6 protein-coding genes are annotated in these 19,478 nt (G+C 36.4%); 4 read left to right on the top strand and 2 right to left on the bottom strand.

Going from position 1 to position 19,478, the window contains the following annotated elements:
* Positions 1-12: 12 nt before the first annotated feature.
* Positions 13-3,054 carry an Eco57I restriction-modification methylase domain-containing protein gene (locus tag ABEB23_RS01520; RefSeq protein ID WP_348810610.1) on the bottom strand — a complete coding sequence of 1,014 codons (3,042 nt, stop codon included), beginning with the start codon at positions 3,052-3,054 and terminating at the stop codon, positions 13-15.
* A 1,216-nt stretch (positions 3,055-4,270) separates the two neighbouring features.
* On the opposite strand from ABEB23_RS01520, the gene ABEB23_RS01515 reads away from it, so the two are divergent.
* The 3 genes from ABEB23_RS01515 (at position 4,271) to ABEB23_RS01505 (ending at position 7,772) form a co-directional block, all read left to right on the top strand.
* Positions 4,271-4,705, top strand: coding sequence for an RrF2 family transcriptional regulator (locus tag ABEB23_RS01515; protein ID WP_348810609.1), 435 nt, complete (start codon positions 4,271-4,273; stop codon positions 4,703-4,705).
* Between the two features lie 88 nt (positions 4,706-4,793).
* Entirely contained in the window at positions 4,794-5,525 is a 732-nt protein-coding gene (gene ric, locus ABEB23_RS01510; RefSeq protein WP_348810608.1) for an iron-sulfur cluster repair di-iron protein, read from the top strand.
* 9 nt (positions 5,526-5,534) lie between these two features.
* A complete protein-coding gene (locus tag ABEB23_RS01505; protein ID WP_348810607.1) occupies positions 5,535-7,772 on the top strand; it encodes a nitric-oxide reductase large subunit in 2,238 nt (745 codons plus the stop codon).
* Between the two features lie 747 nt (positions 7,773-8,519).
* Here ABEB23_RS01505 and ABEB23_RS01500 read toward each other — a convergent pair.
* Positions 8,520-9,194 carry a TonB-dependent receptor plug domain-containing protein gene (locus ABEB23_RS01500; protein ID WP_348810606.1) on the bottom strand — a complete coding sequence of 225 codons (675 nt, stop codon included), beginning with the start codon at positions 9,192-9,194 and terminating at the stop codon, positions 8,520-8,522.
* A gap of 628 nt (positions 9,195-9,822) precedes the next feature.
* Here ABEB23_RS01500 and ABEB23_RS01495 point away from each other — a divergent pair.
* Positions 9,823-19,383 (top strand): DUF8693 domain-containing protein, encoded by a 9,561-nt coding sequence (locus tag ABEB23_RS01495; RefSeq protein ID WP_348810605.1) that lies wholly within the window; start codon positions 9,823-9,825, stop codon positions 19,381-19,383.
* Positions 19,384-19,478 lie beyond the last annotated feature (95 nt).

Genomic DNA, 19,478 nt, shown 5'->3' with positions numbered 1-19,478 from the left:
ACAATATCTTTTCTAGTTATTCTCTACAATCTTAATCTCCTCCTCACTCAACCCATACAACTCATAAACCATTTTATCAATCTCCTTATCCGTTTTATCGATTTGAGTTTTCAGCCCAATTGCTTTTTGTTGTTCTTGGATAAAATAATCCTCCCATTCTGATTCTTGAGATAGAGATAGTTTTACATTCTTTTTAGCCAGTTCTTTTATGAATTCAGGATAAGCCAGCAAATACCAATCTTGAAGTTTTTTGGGCAAATCTATTATTTCAAATTTACGTTGAAGCGTTCGTTGGAATTTTTGGGAAACATCTTGGATTTCTTTGTTTAACGACAACATCAAATTGGCTTTGTCAATAAATGGTATTTGATGTTTAATCGACGTGTTTTTTATCGGGAATTCTTTAATGTCTTTAGGATTCAATTTTGGGAACGTTTTTTTTGAAAAATTTGAACATTTTTGAGAAGCATACCAACTAATTAATTTTGAATTAACTACCGACAAAACAAAGAAAATATTATATTCAGAATTCTTTAGCAAGAAAGGTGTAATACTATGTCCATAATAGGATTTTTCATCTGTATAAACGGCTTGAATTCTTTTATTTTGACCTGGTATTTCTCTAAATAATAGCCTTGGTAATTCAAAATACTTAGGTTCTCTTGGTGCAGCTAACCAATCTCCATATTTCAACCATTCATCACCATCTGTTAAAAAATATCTATTTAAATGTTTTCCGTCAAGCCATTTACCACATGAATCATCTACTCTTTCTTTAAAATGAAATGCTCTGTTTTTTATTATTTCTTGAGATTGCCCCCTATAACTATCATAAGCAGTCAACCCTTGTATACAATCTCCTAATTCCCCTAAAAAAACGGTATCAGAAATAATATTATCAATAACAATATTAATATCATCTGAAATTTCATATTCTAAAATATAATTCTGCGATTCTAACCATCGTTTCTTTAAAAAAGAAACAGAATTATCATTTTCATATACAATTTTAATGTATTCATAATTGATTTCTTGTTTGTTTAAAGTCAATACAACAGAATTAACTTTTATATCTGCAAAAACATTTTCACCACAGAATTTAACCTCCAAAACATTGGATTTTTCAAGCAATAATTTCCTGATGTTTTCAGACTTTTCAAGTCTTAAAAATAATTCTGGTGTGATATATGATAAATAACCTTTGTCCTTTAAAATGTCAATTCCTTTTTCATAAAAATATAAATAGCTTTCATATTTATATTGATAAGAAAAATAATTCTCTTTGATGAAGATTTTATCAGAGTTATTAAAGCTTGCGCCATAAGGAGGATTCCCAATAATCACATCAAAACCACCTTTTGCAAAAACCTGCGGAAAAGCTTCCAGCCAATTGAATGCTTTGTTTCCTGCCACTTCGGGATCGTCAATCAACGAGTTCCCGCATTTGATGTTGCTGTTCAGGTCGTTCAGCTTTCGGTTGGGCTGTGCGGTGCGTAACCAAAGGGAGAGTTTGGCAATTTCGACACTTTCATCGTTGAGGTCAACCCCAAAAAGGTTGTTTTCCAAAATGCTGTTCTCAATGTCGCTCAACACCAAAGCATCGCCAAAGAGTTTGGCCTGCAGTTCATCTACATAGCGGTGTTCCTCAATCAGGAAATCCAAAGCTTGGTTCAGGAACGCTCCAGAGCCACAGGCGGGATCGCAAATAGTAAGTTGCAAAAGCCACTTACGGTATTCTTCCAACTTGGCCACCAATCCCTGCAGGGTTTTCTTTTGGCGTTTTTTGTCGGTGGTATAGTCTTCCTCCACCAACTGCAATTCTGTTTTCTTTTCATCACATAGCTTTCCAACGGTATTTTCGACTATGTATTTGGTTATGTATTTGGGTGTATAGAAAACCCCGTCTTTCTTGCGCCTGGTTTTGGTTTTGTCAATTTCCTGTCCCTCCAACTGTGACTTGATTTCGTCGAGTTCATTCAAGGAATTTTCAAAAATATGTCCCAAAATGTTTACATCGACTTCGCTGGCAAAGTCGTAATGGCTAAGTTTTTCGGTATGGGCAAACAATACAACATCGTCAATGCGAATGCTGTCAAGCAGATCATCGGGTTTGAACAAACCACCGTTGTAGGCAAAAATCTGGTGTTCTTCTTTTACCATCGCAACGGTTTCGCTAAAAGCCGGCAACGATACTTTTGCACCTGAATTCAAATCGTTGAAATAGATTTTGTAACGGTCGTACAAAGAAACTTCAATGCGCATTTCACGCAATTGTTTCCATTCTTTATTGATTCGGAAAATTAGGTTGGTCGGCAATAGGTTTCTGTCTTCGGCAAAGAAAACAAATAGGAAACGATCTAATAATTTCTGTGACTTTTTGAACAATTCCAACGGTTCATAATCGGGATTCAAAGCGACCATATTCTGGTACAATTCTCTTTTGAAAACCGAATAGTCTTTGTACAGCTTTTTGGTTATGACATCTTCCTGGCTTACCGATTCGTTTTTGATTTTACGGGCTATGTCATTGGAAATATTTTCATGAGCCAAGCACAAATACAGCAAATTGAATTCTTCCTGCATGAGCTTGAACAGGTTGAATTCCAAATGTTCGATGGCATTGTCTATGTAAAAACGCAATTTTTCAAAATTGGACGTAATGACATACACACAATCCGGCTGGTTGTTTTTATAGCCAAAAGCCTGAGTTTCTATTTTCCCTAAATCTGTTGTATTAGTTCCTTTGAGTTCGATAACAGCGGTTACCTTTTCCTTGATGACAATGGCACCGTCAGCTTTTTTACTGTCTTTTACGTTTTTATATTCGGTAGTTAGATTGAAATCCGGTTGCGGGTTTTTGGTATAGCCCAAAATAGCAACAAACAAATCTATCAGGAATTCTCCCTGGTATTGTTCTTCCTTGCTGTTTCGGATATTTTCCTGAATGGTTGCATTATGGAAATGATTCTGGAACTGTTGCCATTTTTCCTGTAAAACGGTTTTGTTTTGGGATTGCAGATGCTTTAGGACAACAGATTTTTGGAATAATGACATTTGGTAACGCTTTTTATTATAGAATTTTTAAAAATACGCAATTTATAAGGATAAAAAGGATATTGTTATTAACAAATTTAGTTGAAAAATCCTGCATTAAAAGTTTATTTATAACTGAAATTCCCTTAATCCCAAATTTATGTTTCATAGTTGAATTGTCACGAGAAACCTCACTTACGCGATACAAAACATAGCGACTCCAAAAACTTCAAATAAAGTTCACCCTCTATCTTTTGCTTTCTTATCAAATACTATCAATTGAAACAAATACAACGAATCGACAGCAATAGAATTAGCCACTCACCAATTGCTTTTGTTTAATTTTGTGTTTCTACACAAATAGATAATCGGTAAAATATCGATTATATATGTTTATTTTCACAAGAATATATGATTATGTACTTAAAAAAGATCAAACTGAACACTTTGTTCCAGTTTTAATTGACTAGTACAAATTAGTAACCCATACATTTTTAAAAATTCATTTATTTATCTAAAACAAATCAATTGCAATTAGATTATTACTTACAAAATGCATTAAAATTCAATATCAGTACAAACTAGAATTATTATCAACGGCAATGGAATTTGCAAACATGTTTGAAAGTCATGTTCGAAAAAACAAAAAAACTTAACAAGTTGAAAACCTCATGTTAAAAAAATAGAAAAAAGTTAACACGTCAATAATGTCATGTTAAATAATGAGGATATAACTAAATACTAAAATGTAGATTAACTATTCCTCTACTTTTTATTTGGGTAACCAAAATTTTGAGAAGACAAAAAAGAGTGAGGAAACGGAGTGAGGAAAATTCGAAAACATGACAAATATCGGAATATTCAAGATTCATAAATAGCCCCTAAAAATGAGAGCTAAGGAGGAATTAGAGAACAATGAAACAGTATTCCAATACTTTTGTAGTCGAATGTGAAGTTAGTAGTCCTGTTTCTTCTTGCATCACTTGATGAGCCAAAAGCCTGAGTTTCTATTTTTCCTAAATCGCTTGTATCGGTTCCTTTGAGTTCGATGACAGCGGTTACCTATTGATTGATTACAATAGCTCCGTCGGCTTTTTTGCTGTCTTTTACATTTTTGTATTCGGTAGTCAGATTGAAATCCGGTTGCGGGTTTTCATCATAATGCAAATTAATAGTGGATAAATTAGTCTACTATTAAAAATAAATACTTACATTTGTCCTGTAAAAAAAAGAATAAATGTTTTCAAAAGCTTGTGAATATGGCATTAAGGCATCGATCTACATTGCCGAACAATCTTTGACAGGAAGAAAAGTGGGCTTGAAAGAAATTTCAGAAGCAATAGAATCGCCAACTGCTTATACTTCAAAAATATTGCAACACCTTTGTCGAAGTTTTATCATAAACTCCGACAAAGGCCCTACAGGAGGCTTCTCAATGGATATACAAAAAATGGAAAAGATAAAGCTGAGCGCAATAGTTTTTGCAATTGATGGAGATTCAATTTACAATGGCTGTGGTTTAGGATTAAAAAAATGTGATGAAAAAAAGCCCTGTCCTGTACATAATCAATTTAAATTAGTTAGGGATGAACTTAAAAAAATGTTAGAAACAACTACTGTAAAAACATTGGCTATGGATCATGAAAAAAAATTAACTTTTTTAAAACGATAAAAAAAAAAATTAAAATAATAGTGGATATTTTTGTCCAGTATAGTTATAAAAACATACATATTATTACAAAACTTTAAATTATAAAAAAATGAATATTCAAGAAAACCAAATTATAGGCGAATTGGTAGCAAAAGACTACCGAACTGCATCAGTATTTAAAAAATACGGTATTGACTTTTGCTGTCAAGGTAACAGAACCATTAATGATGCTTGTGAGGTAAAAAAAATTGATGACAAATTAGTTGTTTCAGATTTGAATGCACTCATACAATCCAATTCAGAGAATACAACCGATTATAAATCTTGGCCTATAGATTTATTGGCTGATTATATCGAGAAAAAACACCATCGTTATGTGGAAGAAAAAACGTTAGAAATAAAACCCTACCTAGATAAAATCTGTAGAGTTCACGGAGAACGTCACCCCGAGTTGTTTGAAATCAACGAACATTTCAACGCTACTGCCGGCGAGTTGGCAAAACATATGAAAAAAGAAGAACTTATTTTGTTTCCCAGTGTACGCAAAATGGTTCAAGCAAAACAAGAAAACTCCAAGTGGAAGACATCACAATTTGGTACCGTACAAAACCCTATCCAAATGATGATGGACGAACACACCACGGAAGGAGATCGATTTAGAAAAATTGAAACATTGAGCAATAATTATACACCGCCAGAAGATGCCTGCAATACTTATAGAGTAACAATTGCACTACTCAAAGAATTTGAACAAGATTTACACCTTCACATTCATTTGGAGAATAATATTTTGTTTCCAAAAGCTATTGAATTGGAAAAAGAATTGTCACAAAAAAACTAATCAAAAATTATGAGTCAAGAAAAAAAATTATGGATTGGATTGTTATTGGTAGCGGTCTTTTCCTTTGGAGTTTTAGGGTACTATGGCTATGAAATTTACCAACAATCACCACCCGTTCCTGAAAAAATAATTTCAGAAAACAAGGAAGTCATTTTTACCAGTCAGGAAATTAAAGACGGTCAAAATGTTTGGCAAAGTATAGGAGGCCAAGAAGTAGGAACCATCTGGGGGCATGGTGCTTATGTTGCCCCAGATTGGACTGCCGACTGGCTCCATAGAGAAGCCGTTTTTATATTGAATCGCTATGCGCAAAAAGATTTCAATAAAGATTTTGACGCATTGGACAAGGAAAAGCAAGCTGCTCTAAAAATACGTCTACAAGCCGATTTAAGAACCAATAGATACGATGAAAAAACAAAAACAATAACTATTTCTGAAAATAGGATTTTGGCCATTCAATATTTAAGTCATCATTATGAAGGTTTGTTTATGAATTCTCCCGAATTTGACAAATTGCGAAATGACTATGCTATTCCAAAAAATGCCATCAAAGACGCAAATAAAATGCACAAAATGAATGCGTTTTTCTTTTGGGCAACTTGGGCAACAGTTACAGAACGACCTAATTCTGATATTTCATACACGCACAACTGGCCTGCAGATGACTTAGTGGGAAACAAAGCCACCACCGATTTAATGGCTTGGTCAGGTGTCAGTATTATAACCTTGATACTGTGCATTGGATTATTGGTTTTTTATCATGCAAAATCCGGTGAAGGGGAAAGTTTGCCGATACCAACATCAGATCCGCTTTTAAAACAAGGGATGACCCCATCGATGTATTTGGTGAAAAAATATTTCTGGGTGGTAAGTTTGCTCATGATTTTACAAGTGCTGTTGGGAATTGTAACTGCCCATTATGGTGTCGAAGGAAATGGTTTGTATGGAATTCCAATAGACAAATTTCTGCCTTATGCCGTAACCAGGACTTGGCACACCCAATTGGCCATTTTATGGATAGCCACAGCCTGGCTTGCAACAGGATTGTATATTGCTCCGGCAGTTTCGGGTAAAGATCCAAAATTTCAATGTTTTGGAATCAACTTTTTGTTCATTGCCTTACTCATAATAGTGGTTGGATCCATGATCGGTCAATGGTTTGGAGTGATGCAAAAACTAAACTTGGCTCAAAATTTTTGGTTTGGACATCAAGGTTATGAATATGTTGATTTAGGTCGTTTTTGGCAAATCTTTTTGCTGGTTGGACTTTTCTTGTGGTTGGCTTTAATGGTTCGACCTCTACTTCCTATTTTAAAAAGAAAAACGGAAGAAAAAAATCTAATCATTCTCTTTTTAATTTCATGTTCCGCGATTGCACTTTTCTATTCTGCCGGATTAATGTGGGGAAGACAAACCAATCTTGCCATAGCCGAATATTGGAGATGGTGGGTAGTTCACTTATGGGTTGAAGGATTCTTTGAAGTATTTGCAACAGTTGTAATTGCTTTCCTTTTTGTTCGTTTGGGCTTATTGAAAACAAAAACAGCAACATTAAATGTATTGTTTAGCACGATAGTCTTTTTGTCTGGAGGAATTTTAGGTACATTTCACCATCTGTATTTTTCAGGAACACCCAGTGCCGTTATGGCTTTGGGAGCTACATTCAGTGCATTGGAAGTAGTGCCGCTAACCCTTATAGGATATGAAGCATATCATAATTATAAACTTTCTAAAGCGACAGCCTGGGTTGATGATTATAAATGGCCGATTTATTTCATGCTTGCCGTATCTTTTTGGAATTTCCTTGGAGCTGGTATATTCGGGTTTATCATTAATCCGCCCATAGCATTGTATTATGTTCAAGGGCTAAATACTACTCCTCTTCACGGCCATACTGCATTATTCGGCGTTTATGGAATGTTGGGAATAGGTTTGATGTTATTCGTGCTAAGAAGTTTGTATAGAAACACCTTATGGAACAACAAGTTAATCAAAACCACTTTCTGGTCACTTAATATTGGTCTGTTTTTAATGGCAACAATGAGTTTACTTCCAATTGGTATTTGGCAAGCCATCGAAAGTATCGAAAAAGGAATGTGGTATGCTCGTTCCGCTGAATTAATGCAAGACCCTACTATGATTACTTTAAAATGGCTACGTACCTTTGGAGATGTTCTCTTTGCAATAGGTATTGTTTCCTTCGCTTGGTTTGTATTTGATCTAACATTAAAAAACAAAAACAAGTAAATATTAAGTAATATCAAGGACTTGAATTAGATTGTTTTAAAAAATTATCAAATTCATAACCTTTAATTTATTGGTTCAATTCCTGTCTTCATTATAAAAAACCTTAAATATCAATTGTTTAAGGTTTTTTTATTGAAATGGTATTTTAACCCAGAATCCGTATTAGAAATAAGGAGTTCGGATCATAATGGTTTGAAATCGATAATCATCAATTTAATCATCATTCCATCAACTATTTCAAAACATCTACAAAAAGGTTCAAAAATTGTCTGACTAGACCACAATACTTCAATAAATAGCGAAAATAAATATTCAAAGTTCAAATAGGCAAAAAAGAGTGAGGAAACAGAGTGAGGAAAATTCGAAAACATGACAAATACAGAAGTATTCAAGATTCAAAAAAGCTCCTAAAAATGATACCTAAGGAGGAATTACAGAGCAATAAAACAGTATTCATAACCCTGAGGTCACGGGTTCAACTCCCGTCTTCGCTACAAGAACAAAGCCCTAAACATTAATTGTTTAGGGCTTTTATATTTTTACAAAACTTATAATTACCGTATAAAATACATCCCAAATAATAGTATTTATCTTTCGGTTGCAGCGCCATTAATCATTTAAAAACGTGAAATTAAAAAAACACAATAGCAAACTATTTTAAAATAGTTTTGAAATCATTTTTACAAAGCAATTAAATTAAAGAAATAGGAATACTTTTTACAATTTCTGAACTGCTTACCATAAGTACTACTTTGTTTTTATTATTATAACACCACTAGAACCTTGTGAACCATAAATAGAAGCTTCAGCACCCTTTAACACACTGATACTTTTTACATTATTAGGAGAAATATAATCAATACTCGAAACAATAAGTCCGTCTACAACAAATAAGGGTTCTGAAATATTACCAATAGAACTCACCCCTCGAATGGTTATTTTATTATCCCTTGAGACAGAAACTCCTGTTAAACGTCCCCTTATAAGATCATATATATCCCTATATATACCTGTGTTTTTATCATTTTGAACATCCAAACTTCGCATCGTTTTGACTTGATATTCCTGATTCGCTTCAGAATATCCAATTGAAATCTTATCTTCTTTTTTAGTTTGCTCTTCCTTTGATTTTTCAGGATCTAAAAACTTAAAATTCATTATGCTTTCATTATTGAATTTAGCAGACAACAAACCATATTCGTGAGAATAAACATTAATCGCACTAACCTTTTGCGGAAGCAAAATCTCAAAATCCCCGCTCCTATTAGTTTCGACATTAGAATAAATGGTATCCACATATATTTTCGCATTTGCTATTGGTTTATTCTCACTATTCACAACCTTCCCAATCAGCTTATTTTGAGCATAGCTAAAACTGACAAATAATGACACAACCAATAATAAAGCTTTAGAGATTTTCATGATACTAAATTTATAATTGTAATAAATATATAAAAAAGGAAGACTCAAACAACATTTTAAAAATTTTGATCCTTCTTCAAATTACATAGCATACTCAAAATTTTAAACAAGATAAATTACGAATCAATATCCGTTTAGTAAAAAGAAACTATTCTACATTAATTCCATCTATAAATTGAACTTCTAAAACCTTTCAATTTTAAAATTGAACGATTCTGAAAAACAATATTTAAATAAGCGAATTAAAAGTAAAAACTTACATAAATAGGTCTTTTTATTATTAAATATAAAAAACAACATTCTTTTCTTTTAAAACAAGCAGTTCATCGGCAGATAAAAACCTTTCATCGAAAAGAAGATTCATATTAAACAACATCACATATAAATACTTAATTTTGAGTTAAGTAGAATTTATATTACAAAGAGTTGTTGCCATAAATAGAAATTAAAATTTTTTTTTGCTAAATGCATTTTAAAGAGAAAAATGATTCCTAATAAATTAATCTCTTTTAATACAAATAATACTTCTAGGACAACCATTATTTATAAAATAAAATTTGTCTTAGTATTTCATAAGCATTACATATTTCAAAGATTTTAAATATTTGATTCTAAAGCGCCCCCGATTATGAAAAAAAATTACTTTAAATTCCACATAAAAGCATCCTCAATAGTAGAAGTATCAAAAACATATTATTTGCTTTTGATATTTTTAAGTTGCATTTTATTTAGCAGTAATGCGAACGCGCAGGTCTCTGGACCAAATAATGCAGCAACAGGAACAAATAATACAGCAACAGGAACAACTGCTTGGAGCAGTCCAACTAATATTTCTATTGATGACGCATTGTATTCTATATCTACTTTATCAACAGGACAAACCACTCAATATTTACAAGGAACTAATTATGGTTTTACCATTCCTTCTGGTGTAATAATAAATGGTATCTCCGTTTCAATTATGCGTCAAAGTAGCTCCATTAGTGGGGCCAAAGGTATAACTGATGCCTCAGTTTTATTAGTTAAAAACGGAACAATTATTGGCGCTAACCATGCTAACACTACAACTCTTTGGCCTACCGCAATGACCGTAGAGAATTATGGCGGACCAACAGATTTATGGGGAACAACTTGGACAGCAACTGATATCAATAATACTAATTTTGGTGTAGTCCTTTCTGCGTTGACAGATGCTAATAGAATTGCTTACGTTGATTATATACAAATCACAATATACTATACCCCTGCCCCGACAATAACTAGTTTCAGTCCAACCAATGCTTGTATAAGTTCAAGTAGTTCAGTTGTCATAACTGGAAACTATTTTAATGGTGCAACTGCTGTTAATTTTAATGGTATAGCAGCTACATATACTGTAAATAGCAATACTCAAATTACTGCTATATTACCTGGAACCGCAACAACTGGAACTATATCCGTTACTACGGCTTCAGGAACTTCCACTAGTGTATCTAGCTTTACTGTTAACCCAAATTTGCCGGCAAGTGTAGGCATCGTCGCATCTGCAAACCCAATTTGTAATGGCACTTCAGTGACATTTACAGCAACTCCTACAAACGGAGGAACAACTCCGTCTTATCAATGGAAATTGAACGGGACAAATGTTGGTTCAAATACCACTACATACACTAATGCATCTTTAGCAAACGGTGACAAAGTAACTTGCGTTTTAACTTCAAATGCTACTTGTGTAACCGGAAACCCAGCCACATCCAATGAATTGACAATGACTGTCAATCCCGTTTTACCGGCAAGTATAAGCGTTGCTGCATCTGCAAACCCAATTTGTGATGGCACTTCAGTTACATTTACTGCAACTCCCACAAACGGAGGAACATCTCCCTCCTATCAATGGAAATTGAACGGAACAAATGTTGGATCAAATGCTACTACATATACCAATGCTGCTTTAGCAAATGGAGACATTATTACCTGTGAATTGACATCTAATGCTTCACCATGTTTGACTGGAAGCCCAGCTACATCAAATGCGGTTACAATGATTGTGAATCCAAATTTACCGGCCAGCATAAGCATTTCTGAATCCGTAAATACGATTTGCGATGGAACTTCAGTTACTTTCACCGCCACGCCTGTAAATGGAGGAACAAGTCCGACTTACCAATGGAAATTGAATGGAGCAAATGTTGGATCAAATGCAGCAACATACACCAATACTACATTAGCAAATGGAGATGTCGTTACCTGCGTATTGACATCAAATGCTACTTGTGCAACCGGAAGCCCTGCTTTATCTAATGAAGTGACAATGATTGTCAATCCCATCTTACCAGCGAGCATAAGCATTTTAGAATCAGTAAATACGATTTGCAACGGAACTTCAGTAACTTTTACAGCAACTCCCACAAATGGAGGAACAACCCCTGCATATCAATGGAAATTGAACGGTACAAATGTTGGATCAAATGCAACAACATACACCAATGCTGCTTTAGCAAATGGAGACATTGTTACCTGCGTATTGACATCAAATGCTACACCTTGTTTAACCGGAAATCCTGCTACTTCTAATGCAATTACTATGACGGTAAATCCAAATTTGCCGGCAAGTGTAAACATTGGCGCATCTGCAAATCCTATTTGTATTGGGACTTCAGTTACATTCACTGCAACCCCTACAAATGGTGGTACAAGCCCGTCTTATCAATGGAAGTTGAACGGAACAAATGTTGGGTCAAATGCTACTACATATACCAATGCTGCATTAGCAAATGGAGACATCGTTACTTGTGAATTAACATCAAATGCAACACCCTGTTTAACGGGAAACCCTGCTACCTCTAATGCAATTGCTATGACCGTTAATCCGTTACCTGTCAACGCTGGAATTATCACAGGAACCTCTTCCGTATGTCAGGGTGAAGCTTCGGTATCATATTCAGTTCCAGCGATAACAAATGCAACAAGTTATGCCTGGTCATATTCTGGTACTGGAGCTACAATTACAGGGACAACAGATACTATTTCAATAACATTCGCGACCAACGCTACCTCAGGAAACCTTAGCGTCTATGGGATTAACGCATGTGGAAATGGTATTATATCTGCAAATTATCCTATCACTGTCAATCCTTTACCAATTGCCGCGGGAACTATTACAGGTACTTCTTCTGTTTGTCAAAGTCAGGCTTCTGTCTCATATACAGTTCCTGCAATTACAAATGCAAGCAGTTACTTTTGGACATATTCAGGAACTGGTGCTACAATTTCAGGAACAACAAATACAGTGACGATAACATTCGATGGTAATGCTACCTCAGGAAATCTAACCGTTTATGGTGTAAACTCTTGTGGCAATGGTATTGTTTCCTCTAATTATGCAATTGTGGTAAATTCGTTGCCAGTCATTACCAGTGAACCTGCAGCAGCTACTGTTTGTACAAATGGAACCACAACTTTTAGTGTTTCTGCAACAGGAACTACCACTTATCAATGGAGAAAAAACGGAATAAATCTAACAAATGCTGCTCCATACAGCGGTGTTAACACTGCTACGTTAACGATAACCAATCCTGCTAAGACAGAAAACAGCGCCACATTCGATGTCGTGCTTAATGGCGCAACCTGCCCCGTTACTTCTGAGTCCGCAAGTATAACTGTATACGAAAAAGTAGTCGTTAGCAGCCAACCTATCGCTTCTCAAATTTTCTGCGAAGGAAATACCGCTACAATAACTGTAGCCGCTACTGGTGATGGACTGGCGTATCAGTGGTACAAAGGAGCAACAGAGTTGGCAGACGGAGGTTCAATTTCAGGAGTAAATTCTGCGACATTAACTATTACTCCTTTAGTTTTAGCTGATGGAGCAACATATCATTGTGTAGTTAGTGGAACCAGCCCATGTAATCCTGTGGTTTCAAATAATTCGATTCTGAATGTTAATCAAGGTCCTATAATTATTACTCCTCCTGCGGTTACTCAAACTATATGTGAAGGAAATTCAGTTAGCTTTTCGGTAGGAGCTACAGTTGGATCTCTATCCTACCAGTGGTATAAAGGTGCCGTAGCCTTAGGTAATGGAGGAAATATTTCAGGAGTAAACACTGCTACTTTAACCATCAACCCTGTAAGTATTAGTGATGCAGATTCTGATTACAATTGTATTGTAAACAACGGCTGTTTTACTGAAACAAAATCATCAGAGTTAATTGTAAATCCAAAACCAAATGCTGTTGCCACAAATGCATCGCAAACGATATGCTCAGGCAGTACCATAACAACAATGGTGCTATCCGGAAATGTAGCTGGAACTATTTTCAATTGGACAAGAAACAATACCGGAACTGTAACTGGAATTGCCGACAACGGAAGCGGAGACATCAGCGGAAGTCTTACTAATACTACGAATGTGCCTGTAACTATAACTTTTACAATCACTCCAATAGCAAATAATTGTCCGGGAACTCCCATAACAGCAGCAATTCTCGTTAATCCAACAGCACAGGTAAACCAACCGACTCCTCAGGTGGTTTGCAACACCGGCCTAACATCTGCCGTAACTTTTGCCACTGCAAATTCAGGGGGAACAACATCCTATTCCTGGACTAATAATACTGCTTCAATCGGATTGGCTGCATCTGGAAATGGAAACATTCCCGCCTTTACAGCCATCAATACAGGAACAACTCCGATTGTTGCCACCATTATTGTTACACCAACTTTCAATAACGGAAGTGTCGATTGCAGCGGATCAACTAAAACTTTTACGATAACCGTTAATCCAACAGCACAGGTAAACCAGCCGACTCCTCAGGTGGTTTGCAACACCGGCCTAACATCTGCCGTAACTTTTGCCACTGCAAATTCTGGAGGAACAACATCCTATTCCTGGACTAATAATACTGCTTCAATCGGATTGGCTGCATCTGGAAACGGAAACATTCCTGCCTTTACAGCAATCAATACAGGAACAACTCCAATTGTCGCGACGATTGTTGTTACACCAACTTTCAATAACGGAAGTATCGATTGCAGCGGATCTACTAAAACTTTTACGATAACCGTTAATCCAACAGCACAGGTAAACCAACCGACTCCTCAGGTGGTTTGTAACGCAGGCCTAACCTCTGCCGTAACTTTTGGCACTGCAAATTCTGGAGGAACAACTTCCTATTCCTGGACGAACAATACTGCTTCAATCGGATTGGCTGCGTCTGGAAGCGGAAACATTCCCGCCTTTACAGCCATCAATACAGGAACAACTCCGATTGTCGCAACGATTATTGTTACACCAACTTTCAATAACGGAAGTGTCGATTGCAGCGGATCTACTAAAACTTTTACGATAACAGTTAATCCAACAGCACAGGTTAACCAACCGACTCCTCAGGTGGTTTGCAACGCAGGTCTGACATCGGCCGTAACTTTTGCCACTGCAAATTCTGGAGGAACAACCTCCTATTCCTGGACTAACAACACTGCTTCAATCGGACTGACTGCATCTGGAAATGGAAACATCCCTGCCTTTACAGCCATCAATACAGGAACAACTCCTGTTGTCGCAACGATTGTTGTTACACCAACTTTCAATAACGGAAGTGTCAATTGTAGCGGATTGACTAAAACTTTTACGATAACCGTCAATCCAACAGCACAGGTAAACCAGCCAACTCCTCAGGTGGTTTGTAACGCAGGCCTAACATCTGCCGTAACTTTTGCCACTGCAAATTCTGGAGGAATAACCTCCTATTCCTGGACGAACAATACTGCTTCAATCGGACTGGCTACATCTGGAAATGGAAACATTCCTGCCTTTACAGCCATCAATACAGGAACAACTCCTGTTGTCGCAACGATTGTTGTTACACCAACTTTCAATAACGGAAGTGTCGATTGCAGCGGATCTACTAAAACTTTTACGATAACCGTTAATCCAGCGCCTAATGCCATTCCAACTCCAGCAACACAGACAATATGTTCCACCAATGCCTTAACAATAGGACTTTCAGGAAATGTAGCTGGAACTACTTTCAATTGGACAAGAGACAATACCGGCACTGTAACTGGAATTGCAGCCAGCGGAAGTGGAAACATAGTCGGAAGTTTGACCAATACAACAAATGTCGCTATTACGGTAACTTTTACGATCACACCAACGGCAAATGGTTGTCCTGGAACACCGATAAACGCAACTGTTTTAGTTGAAGCGGCATCTGTAGGAGGCGCAGTTACTATTTCACAACCTAATGTATTGCCTGTTGAAAAAACGACCACAGTATGCCACAAAGCCACTGGCACTTTATATTTAAGCGGTTACACAGGTACAATAATCAGATGGGAATCCTCAACAACGGGAGGTGCTTCATGGGTTCCTATAGCCAACACTAATCCAACTTACCAATACCCTGAAATACTAGCTACAACGATATACAGAGCTGTTATACAAAATGGACCGAATTGCGTAGCAGTTTTCTCAACTTCATCAATGATTAATGTGATTCCGAACATTAAACCTAGTCCCGTTACGGCGACACCCGCAACCATATGTGCAGGAGAATCTTCTGTTCTTTTCTCACAAAGTGGTTATGCAACCAGCCAATATATTGAGCCTGGAGGTGATTTTGGAAACTCAAATCCGGCAAATTGGACTGTAGATAGCAGTTGTAAAACATGTTTGAGTGCAGGAGCCAGTAATACTTTCCCAGGACCATTCCAATTAAGTGCAACTAATGGGGGAACCTATTCCGGTGTAAACTATACTTCAAATAATAAATTTGCCATTGCAAATGGTAATTATAATTCTACTTTAGAGACTCCACTTTTTAATACCTTAGGACTCACAAATGCGAGCTTACAATTTAACCATTCTTATAATCTTTTGGCAGGTGCATATGCAACGGTTGAACTTTCAGTAGATGGTGGCAGCAGTTACAATATTGTTTTGGCGCAATATAATGGGCCTAGCACCCAACAACCATATAATCTGAGTACCGTTATAAATCTCGATTTAAATCAATATTTAGGACTTTCAAATTTAAGAGTTCGTTTTAATTATCATGGAACAGTAGGAAGCTCATGGGCTATTGATAACATTTTGATCCCGGATGTTCCTGTAAACTTAACAACAGAATGGGTCGATGCATCAACTAATCTCGTTATAAGCACTTCAGCAACTGTAACCGTAACACCAACAGTAACCACAACTTATGCCGTGACATCAAGACTTAATGGCTGTACCAGCTTTGGTCCCGAAGGAACAACCTATGTTACGGTAACGGTAAATCAAAAACCAGTCGTAACGGCAGCAGACACAACAATATGTTCCGGAGAAACCAGTAATGTTCCGCTCTCAAGTAGCGAAACAGGTACTACCTTTGCATGGACAGTGGTTCAAACAAATGTATCAGGAGCTATCGCAGGGAATGGTAATGCGATTGCTCAAACACTTACTGCAACAGGAACAGCACCAGGAACAGCAGTTTATACCATTACCCCAACAGCAAAAGGTTGCGTTGGACCTACAAAAACAGTAACTGTAACGGTAAATCCAAAACCAACTGTAAGCCTTACTACCGCCACAGTTTGCTCGGGTGAACCAATTATTGTTCCAACTACATTTAGCACCCTTGGAACAACATTTACATGGACCGTAGTACAAACGAATGTAACGGGGGCCAGTGCAGGAGCAGGTGCTACTATTGCTCATACTTTAACCGCTATTAATGGATTGTCAGGAACAGCAGTTTATACGGTTACACCAACTGCCAATGGATGTGTCGGAACACCACAAACAGTAACGATAAATGTTAATCCAAAACCTACCGCAGCAATAGGCCCGATACAAACAATATGCAGTGGCGGAACAGCTACTTTCAGCATAGCATTAACGGGGACACCGCCTTGGAATTTAACATATACCGATGGTACAACTCCAACAACTGTTACCACCAGTACTAATCCATATATATTCAGTGTTACTAATGTTACAGCAGACAAGACCTATACGCTTACTTCTATGGGTGATGCACAATGCTCTGCAAGTCCGACAGACATAACAGGATCAGCAACAGTAACAGTTCTAAACGGAATCCCGGGCTTATGGACTGGTCTGGTAAGCACCGATTGGTTTGATTGCCTTAACTGGGCAGGAGGATTACCTTCAAGTACTGTTAATGCTGTAATCGGTTCCTTAAGCCTTCGAATGCCTGTTATTGACCCCGCAAACTCTCCCTTTGCTGCAGCTTATGGAAACATTGCAAGTGCACAAGATTTAATCATTGCGACTGGTGCTTCTGTTACTATGACAGCCCTTTCTACTTCTGATTTACACATCAGCCGCAACTGGATAAACAGAGGTTCTTTTGTTCCCGGAATAGGAACAGTAACTTTTAATGGCGCAACCTTAGATCAGGTTCAAACCATAAATGCAGGAATTAAAACCAACGAAACATTTTATAATCTAGTTACAAATAATTCTAATGGAGCCAAAGGGATTAGCGTAGTAAATACCTTTGAATTAACAGTTTCAAATACATTATCGTTGCTAAGTGGTGATTTACGTTTAACTGGTGAAGCGCAATTAATTCAAAACGGCATTAATCCAAATCCTAGCAGCGGCTCAGGAAAACTTTTGATAGACCAGCAAGGTCAAAAAAGCAGTTTTAACTATAATTATTGGTCCTCCCCTGTTAGTACAAATGGTACTAATTATTCCATTAGTGGTGTTCTGAGAGACGGTACAGATGTTACGACAACTCCATTTGCCCCTCTCCAAATCACTTTTGGAGATGGTGGTACTTTTGCTGATGGAGGATTAACAATTCCAATAAGCATAAGTAATCGCTGGATACACAGTTATAATTCGCCAACACCCGAATCGAATACTGACTGGGATGATTATTACTTGTGGAAAAGAATTGGAAGTACCGGAGTTTTAAAAATTGGAGAAGGATATATCATGAAAGGAACAACAGGGATTATTGATTTTACTTCAACCCAAAATTATGTTTTCGTTGGAAAACCTAACTCTGGAACAATTCCATTATTTTTACCTTTAGAGCAAACCTATTTAATAGGAAACCCGTATCCTTCTGCACTTGATGCCGATGAGTTCATAAAAGATAATCTTAAAGATTGCTCTGGCTGCAGAGGAACGAGTAATGTATTTAATGGCGCTCTTTATTTTTGGGATCAATTTGGTGGAGGGTCACACTACCATGCCGAATATGTAGGTGGGTATGCAACATACACTTTAATGGGTGGTGTTGTAGCTGTAGCCAACAATTCTTTGAATATAAATGACGGTAGTAAGGGAACAAAAATACCAGAAAGATATATAGCCGTGGCACAAGGCTTTTTGATTGATGCTGGAACTGCCCCTTCTATTTTAGGAACAGTGGCTACTATAGATGGAGGAACTTTAAATTTCAAAAATAGCCAGCGAGCATTTGTACGAGAAAGTTCTGGAAATTCATTATTTATGAAAACAAATACTTCTTCAAAAAAGGAAAATTCACAGGAGGATACCCGGCCTAAAATAAGACTAAATCTTACCGCTACTTCTGGCACAAACAGACAAATATTAGTAGGAGCCGATAGTAACACCACCAATTTTTTTGATATTGGATACGATGCTCCGATGCTGGAAGTGGAAGGAAATAAAATATATTGGGAAATTAATAGTGGCAAATTTGTGATTCAGGCGATTCCAAATTTTGATATAGATCAGCAGATTCCTTTAGGGCTGACATTGGCAAAGGACGAGGAAATAACTATTAGAATTATTAGTTTAGAAAACATTTCCGGAACAATCGAAATCTATTTGTATGATAACGTAACCGGAATGTATCATGACATCAAAAACAGTGATTTCAAAACTACTCTTTCCACAGGTGAATACCGCAACCGTTTTTCATTGCGATTTACCGGTAAGACCCTTTCTATTAATGAGAATAATACAAATGATGGAATTATCGTTTTATACTCCAATAATTATAAAGTTTTAATTATCCAAAACAATATCCCTGATACAACAATAGAAGATGTAGGCCTGTATAATCTATTGGGACAAGCTATCTCAAATTGGGATATTGAAAATGAGGAACAAACCAGAATACAAATTCCGATCAAGAATGTAAGTTCCGGAGTTTATGTTGTGAAATTAAAAACTTCTAATGGAGATTTCAGTAAAAAAATAATTATCAAATAAACAATCTCTGATGAGAAAACTGATTCTCAATTAAGTAAATATTAACCCTAATTTTAAAATTGGTCTTAATTATTCTTTTTATATTTGATGAATTA

This window comes from Flavobacterium maritimum (genome assembly GCF_040049085.1).
GTDB lineage: Bacteria > Bacteroidota > Bacteroidia > Flavobacteriales > Flavobacteriaceae > Flavobacterium > Flavobacterium maritimum.
The sequence above is the reverse complement of the archived record's forward strand: the minus strand, read 5'-3'. Positions and strand labels throughout refer to the sequence as shown.

Bases quoted from the DNA above. Each gene is read 5' to 3' on its own strand.
- ABEB23_RS01495 (WP_348810605.1), top strand. From the start codon at position 9,823: ATGAAAAAAAATTACTTTAAATTCCACATAAAAGCATCCTCAATAGTA.
- ABEB23_RS01500 (WP_348810606.1), bottom strand. From the start codon at position 9,194: ATGAAAATCTCTAAAGCTTTATTATTGGTTGTGTCATTATTTGTCAGT.
- ABEB23_RS01515 (WP_348810609.1), top strand. From the start codon at position 4,271: ATGTTTTCAAAAGCTTGTGAATATGGCATTAAGGCATCGATCTACATT.
- ABEB23_RS01520 (WP_348810610.1), bottom strand. From the start codon at position 3,054: ATGTCATTATTCCAAAAATCTGTTGTCCTAAAGCATCTGCAATCCCAA.
- ABEB23_RS01505 (WP_348810607.1), top strand. From the start codon at position 5,535: ATGAGTCAAGAAAAAAAATTATGGATTGGATTGTTATTGGTAGCGGTC.
- ric (WP_348810608.1), top strand. From the start codon at position 4,794: ATGAATATTCAAGAAAACCAAATTATAGGCGAATTGGTAGCAAAAGAC.